Origin of the sequence: Mesotoga sp. Brook.08.105.5.1 (assembly GCF_002752635.1) — a bacterium.
Lineage (GTDB): Bacteria > Thermotogota > Thermotogae > Petrotogales > Kosmotogaceae > Mesotoga.
In genome coordinates this window covers 41,965-48,273 of the sequence record NZ_AYTW01000010.1, presented here as the reverse complement: position 1 = coordinate 48,273, position 6,309 = coordinate 41,965, and the positions used below count along the sequence as shown (strand labels likewise).

Here is a 6,309-nt window from a genome sequence, read left to right as displayed (position 1 = left end):
ACCTGTATGCCGGTCACCATCTGGTCAGTAAGCAGGTTTCCTCCAGACTTATCCCGGGATAGTAGCACCCCCCGGTTTAGATGACACTAAAGGTTGTTACGACACGTTCACGGTGGTTCACTTGTATTCGTCTCCTCTGGTACTCACCTGAGGGGATCGCCGTCCCGCCTTTTCCCGTAACGTTCACTACCATGGCTCTTTACCACAGCAGCTTACGGTGGTTTGAAGCCTCCACCTGCATGGCGGCTTCGAGGGACCCTCCCTCATCTTCAATTAAGCATGGCTTGAAGTTTCCTTCTTCGCCTTCTTGGCACACAGCAACCTGCTGCCACGTTAAAGCAGTACTACGCCGCGTGGGAGCTATCCCCAAAGATCGGTGTGGTAGTTCTCCCTCTTGAGCCTGAATTTAATCTGGAAGTCAACGATTTCTTGCCACTTGAGAGCACTGGTTGTTGAAACGAAGCTTACCATTTCGCTTCCGATTCCGAAGACGGGCTCTATGCTTTTTTCTATACTGGAGTTTTTTATCACGTTATAGTCAAGCCTGTAGTCGCCAATTATGGCATGGTCTTCGTACATCTTTGCCTTCACACTCTTTCCGTTAAAGACTACTTCATCTTCAATCGGGAAGGAAAGACCCATGTTTCCCGGCATTATCTTGTCGTGCAGCTGAATGACTTCATTCACAGTTGGTTTCGTCCAGCTCTTTCCACAAGAGGAACAGGAGAACCCCGATCTGAAGCTCTTAATTGATGCGATTGCTCCACAACTAGGGCAGCGCCAGATTAACTTCTCTATGTGCTTGTAGTTTCTGTATGGCAGTTTGAAGGTGGGATCTTCTTTGCCCAAGAAGTTCATGACCTTCTCTTCAAGTTGAGGATCATCTGCTTCAATGGGGTTTCCAAATTCAACAGTCGAAGTACCAATAGAGAATGTTTTCGACCATCTTGGCCAAAGCCGCTGAACTCCGAAGAACTTCACAGGGATTATGGGTATTTTCAACATCCTGAAGAGTTTCCATATCTCCTTTTTTGTATGAAGAGGCCTCCCATCCCACGATCTTGCCGCCTCCGGTGCAATTCCGAGAGGGACTCCCTGTCTTATGGTGGAAAGCATCTGTCGAATTGCAGACGTATCGACGGCGTATCGCCTTACCGGAATTACTGCCAGCCAACCCAGCAAGCCCAATCTGTCGACATAGATTGCAGTGGCGACGAATCTAATGTAACGCCACGTGGAGTAGAAAATCAAGGGGCCGTCAAAATGCGTTTGGTGCGCCAATGCGATTACAAATGGCCTTCTATCTCGCAAGACTTTTGTGTTCTTCACTTTAGAAGGCAAGATGAAAAGAATTACCAGCTTCACAACGAAGGAAGCCACAATGAACTGCCAGGGGATAGATGTTGATTTGTCAAAGGGAATTTGCTTTCCAGCTTTGGGAATCATGAATGGAAGTTTTTCTTTGTACTCGCTGTAGCCAGTTACTCTCTTAGATGTAAGGTATTCTTGAAGCAACGAGTAAATAACGGCCAATGCACCGATTACGGAGACATATAGCACTCTCCAGTAATCGCCACAGAGGAATCCCATGCCGAAAAGGAAGAGAATGAAACCTGCGTTAAACGGATGGCGAACAAATCTATAAGGACCACTCTGAACTGTAGTTTCCGGTCCAAAAGAAGTGGTTGGAAGTCTTCCAGACCAGTAAAAGACGACCAGCGCAGAGTACACGGACAAAAGAAGTGATCCTGCGATAATTACTGATGCGATAACGGTAATCGCTACTGGTGAAGAAAAAGGCGCTCCGCCGAAAAGAAGAATGGGGATTACGATCCACATTATCACGAGTTCTATAGCTGACATAATGAGCTTCATCTCAACCCCTCCACTCTGAACACTGCCCCTCCATCTTTACAGTTCTCTGCATTGATTGAGAGCCTTAGAACTTTGCATATCTTGCTGGCAATCGAAAGACCTAGCCCGTGACCTTCCCCACCTCTTGAAGTGTCGCTTCTGTAGAACCTGTCAAACACCTTGTCTAATTCGTCTTCATTTATCCCTTTTCCATAGTCTCTAACATTAAGTGCACCATCTGAGAATGTGATCTCTATTGGGTGATCGCCGCCGAACTTCACTGCATTCTCCACGAGCACTTTAAGAACAATCTTAAGGAGGACTTTGTCCGTTTCGACTTCAATGTTCGGAACATCAACCTTGAGTTCGACCGATTGGAATGAAGGAGTTCCCAGTATGAGTTCATGTATAAGCTCCCGTAGATTGAAACTCGTTACCTGGATTTCCATGCTGGGTCGCGAGAGGAATAGCAAGGACTCGGTGATAGTCATCATTTTGGCGGCAGTATCGTAAATACTGTCAGCAGCTTCTTTTACAACTTCGGGATCTTGAGATCCCCAGCGCTGAATCAGTCTCGAGAAGCCGAGGATAGCGGTGAGAGGAGAACGAATTTCATGTGCGATGTCTGAGGAAAACTGTTCCTGCCTGCTGTATCCGTCCTGAATTCTGTCTAAGGCTCTGTTGAGATCCTCTTTCATTTCGGCGAGTTCGGAGGTTTTTGGATCACTCTCGAGCCTCCTTGAAAGGTCGTCCAGAGTTATCTCTTTCAGCAGGCGCGAGGTTTCCTTAAGCGGTTTGGAAACTCTACTTCCAAGAAGGAATCCGCCAATTACCGAAAGTACTATTCCAACGAACAGCGATAGAAGAAGAGTAGTCGACAGACTCTCGAGGAAGAAATCCAGGTCATCCATTCTCGCGCCTAGGATAACCTTCTCATCGCCGTTCCAAAAACCGTAAAGAAGATAAGAGCTTCCCTCCAATCTTGTACGGACGTATCCATCTACATCCGGCACAGAAGCTAGCTCTGTAGGATTCTGGACCACAGTGTTGTCGACTCTTACATAGAATTCAGTAGTTCCTCTGCCGATTGACATTCTGCCCATCCCAAATCTGTAACCCTTACCCATAGGAGAATCCATGAAGATCCTCCGCATCTCTGCAGAGTAATTGCGTATGAAAACATTTTCCGAAACTCCGTACACGAACAGGGCGGAGACACATAGTATGAAGACAACAAGTACTACCGAGTAGATGGCTACCTGCGTCGCAGTCGAAAGCTTCTGCTTATCTGACAACGTAGCCAGATCCCCTTACCGTCTTGATTATTCCGCCGCTCTTTCCCAATTTCTTGCGAAGGTAATTGATATAAACTTCAACAACGTTTGGATTACCCCAGTCCTCGCTTCCCCAGACCTTTTCAAGCAATCTATCTTTCGACATGACAATTCCGGCATTTGACAGCAAGACAGCCAGAAGATCGAACTCAGTTTTGCTCAACTGAAGTTCTTCCCCTCCTAGGGTGGCTTCTCGCGACTGAAGGTCAAGGGTAATCTCATGGTAGCTTATTCTTTCCCCTTTTCCCTTTCTCCGGAGAATAGCTTCGATTCTAGCTAGAAGCTCCTCAATAGCAAACGGTTTAGGCAAGTAGTCGTCTGCGCCGCTCTTCAGGCCGCGTACACGGTCCTTCACTTCGCCTCTTGCAGTAAGCATTATTACGGGTAGGTCGGTCGAAACATACTCCCTGATCTCTTCGAGTACCGAGAAGCCGTCGATTCCCGGAAGCATGACGTCGAGAATCAGAAGATCAGGAAGTTCCTTCTCAAGATACTTCAGTGCTTCCTTCCCATCACCCAAGACTTCTATTTCATACCCCTCGTGGCTTAACTCCATGCGGAGCAGTTTCGCAATATGTACATCATCTTCTACAGCTAAAATCCTTCCCTTCACTTCTTCACTCCTCTATCTCTCAACATGTACGACGAAGTCCCTCCGAATATCATACCTGCCGTCATAAGCAGCAACCCTATTACCTCCATTTTACCCGGAATCTCTCTCAGTATTATCATCGCGAAGAACAAAGCAAATGCCGGTTCGCCAACATAGATAAGTGATGCGCCGACTGATCCGAGAAATCTCTGGAATCTCAGCTGTACTGCCACGGCGAAGATAGTAGCGAATACCGCCGAGAAGAGAGCGACAGTGACTATAGATCCGCTTACCCGTACCCCGCCATCGACAAAAGGAATGAGAACCAGATTAACGATAATGACCACCACAATCTGAGGGACCAGCAGCTCCATCTCTCCTGAGTCTTCTCTTTCTGTGAAATACGAGATGAATACTACATGCAGAGCAAAGGAGATTGCACAAAGGGTTGTGAGCAAGTCGCCAAAGTTGAAACCGGCTTCCGGCGTCGTCAAAAAGTAGAGTCCAACGAGAGACACAGCGAGCGCAAGAATCTGATACCTGTTGGGAATACGCTTTTCCACAAACGGGCCGATTATCGCTACAAGCCCAACGTAGAGAGCGGTAATAAAGGCGCTTTTCGATGCTGTGGTGTGAACAAGTCCCCAGGTTTGAAACACATAACCGCCCGAAAGAAAGAGCCCGAGAATCAGTCCCTGAGTGAAGCTTCTTCTCGAAAGCCTTATTCCCAGCTTCTTCCTTATGGGGATGAGTAGCAAGAGAGCAAATGAAAAGCGAAGAGCATTATAGAAAACCGGGGAAAGCCCTTCCAGTATGTTCTTCTGAACTGGAAAGGTCAGTCCCCAGAATGCAACAACGAGTAGTAAGTTGACGTATGCCTTTGACTTCTGCTTCATCAAAGAAAGAATTATCCCTTTCGGGACACTCTTAGTCGCCTGCGCTAAGTACTATTGCGATTACAATTCCCGCGATCAGCACTCCGATTATCGAGAAGAGTATGATGTTGTCCGTTTTCTTCTCTTGCTCTGTCTTCTCAGTTAATCTGAAATCGACCGAAGTCGTCATGTCTCTGTTGATGTAGACATTCTGTTTGGAATCGTGGTAACCCCACTTGGAGACTGTTACCGTATGGCTTCCAACCTTCTCAAAATCTCTGTAAGGTGTGTCACCGGCATACTGTCCATCCACATAAACCTGACCATCGGGGATCGATGTAACTTCCAGATAACCGTAAATGTAATTTGGCAAGAGCGAGAACTGAAAGTTGCTTGAACCAGGTTGCACGTTTATTGTTGCCGGTCCGTATACGAGGTTCCTGTCTGTGTAGATGTATACCGAGTGCATACCGGCCTCCAAAGTTGTCGTGACCGGTGATTTTCCCATGAATATTCCATCGACATAGACATTTGCATCCTTTCTGTCTGCACTGATTGTAGTCCTAACCGTGAAAGGCACATAGCTGTTATAGAAGTAAGTATAACCTATCCCCCAGCTTGTGTTGAAGACAGGGTTAATCGCAATCGACAAATTGTTCACGTTCTGACCCAAATATGGGAATGGATATCTATCGAACAGAGAAAACACATTCCCTAAGAAATTCAGGGGAGAAGTCGATGCAACGACTACTATCGTCTCTCTTCCTCTGTTTGATTCGACCTGCAGATTGTATTTTGTGGTCGCCTTATCCGTCGGTAGAGTGTAGGTCCTTCCACCCTGGACGTAGTTGTCCTGATCGTAGACATTTGGAAAGAGAACCTGGACCTGCCCCGACTGATCGATATCCAGAACAGCCACATAGGCGCTTCTGTCAACGGAGAAAGACAATCCGAGCGACTCGCCACCGTAGTAAGTTGATCCGGTACCCTTGTTCAAGCTTACGTTTACATTGATGCTAGCTCCTGACCTGTTCAGGAACATAAGTCCCTGAGGGTCATAAGCGACTGACGTGGCAATAAGAGAAACACTGAGAGCAATAATCGCAATAAGCAGTACTTTCTTCACGCTAATCCCTCCTTATCCCTTTAGGCTTTCTATTGCATCGGTGATAACGCCTGTTGATTTCGAAAGTCCCTGAATTTCCTCTTCTGAAAGTCCAACATGCAGTATTCTTTCTACTCCACTTCTCCCTAGAATACTGGGAACGCTGAAAGGCACATCCTGCATACCTTCAAATTCCCTGTGTACAGATGAGACTGTAAGGACTGAGTGTTGATCGTTCGGAATAGTGGAAAGCACCTTTGATACAGCAAGCCCTATTCCGTAGTATGTTGAACCCTTCTTTTCAATAACACGATAAGCAGCGCTTCGTGTCTCTTCAAACAGTTTTTCAAACAAAACGTCTTCGCAGTTCCCGCAGAACTCCTTTATCGGAATACCTGCGATGTCGACATTCGTCCAGTTAACGATCTCACTATCACCGTGTTCACCAATAACATATGCGTGAACGTTTCTTGGGTCAAGTCCACAGTGGTCGGCTATGCTCTGTCTTAGTCTTGCCGTGTCCAAGGTAGTACCGGAACCGATGACTTT

At 46.8% G+C, this 6,309-nt stretch carries 6 protein-coding genes; all 6 read right to left on the bottom strand.

The annotated features are described in order from the left end of the window. Window positions 1–360: 360 nt before the first annotated feature. The 6 genes from V512_RS04925 to V512_RS14915 are packed head-to-tail and all read right to left on the bottom strand — an operon-like array spanning window position 361 to window position 6,285. The gene (locus V512_RS04925; RefSeq protein ID WP_099829348.1) at window positions 361–1,875 is read right to left on the bottom strand and encodes a 1-acyl-sn-glycerol-3-phosphate acyltransferase; all 1,515 of its coding nucleotides are present in this window, start codon (window positions 1,873–1,875) and stop codon (window positions 361–363) included. After that, a complete protein-coding gene (locus V512_RS04920; protein ID WP_099829347.1) occupies window positions 1,872–3,149 on the bottom strand; it encodes a HAMP domain-containing sensor histidine kinase in 1,278 nt (425 codons plus the stop codon). Before V512_RS04920 ends, V512_RS04925 begins: the two co-directional genes overlap by 4 nt. Then, window positions 3,139–3,801 (bottom strand): response regulator transcription factor, encoded by a 663-nt coding sequence (locus tag V512_RS04915; protein ID WP_099829346.1) that lies wholly within the window; start codon window positions 3,799–3,801, stop codon window positions 3,139–3,141. The genes V512_RS04920 and V512_RS04915 overlap by 11 nt, the downstream gene beginning before the upstream one ends. Further along, the gene (locus V512_RS04910) at window positions 3,798–4,676 is read right to left on the bottom strand and encodes a DMT family transporter (protein WP_099829350.1); all 879 of its coding nucleotides are present in this window, start codon (window positions 4,674–4,676) and stop codon (window positions 3,798–3,800) included. The genes V512_RS04915 and V512_RS04910 overlap by 4 nt, the downstream gene beginning before the upstream one ends. A gap of 31 nt (window positions 4,677–4,707) precedes the next feature. Then, entirely contained in the window at window positions 4,708–5,781 is a 1,074-nt protein-coding gene (locus V512_RS04905; protein ID WP_099829345.1) for a DUF4384 domain-containing protein, read from the bottom strand. Window positions 5,782–5,793: 12 nt separating this feature from the next. Further along, window positions 5,794–6,285, bottom strand: a complete 492-nt coding sequence (locus tag V512_RS14915; RefSeq protein WP_243392260.1) for a hypothetical protein — start codon at window positions 6,283–6,285, stop codon at window positions 5,794–5,796. Window positions 6,286–6,309 lie beyond the last annotated feature (24 nt).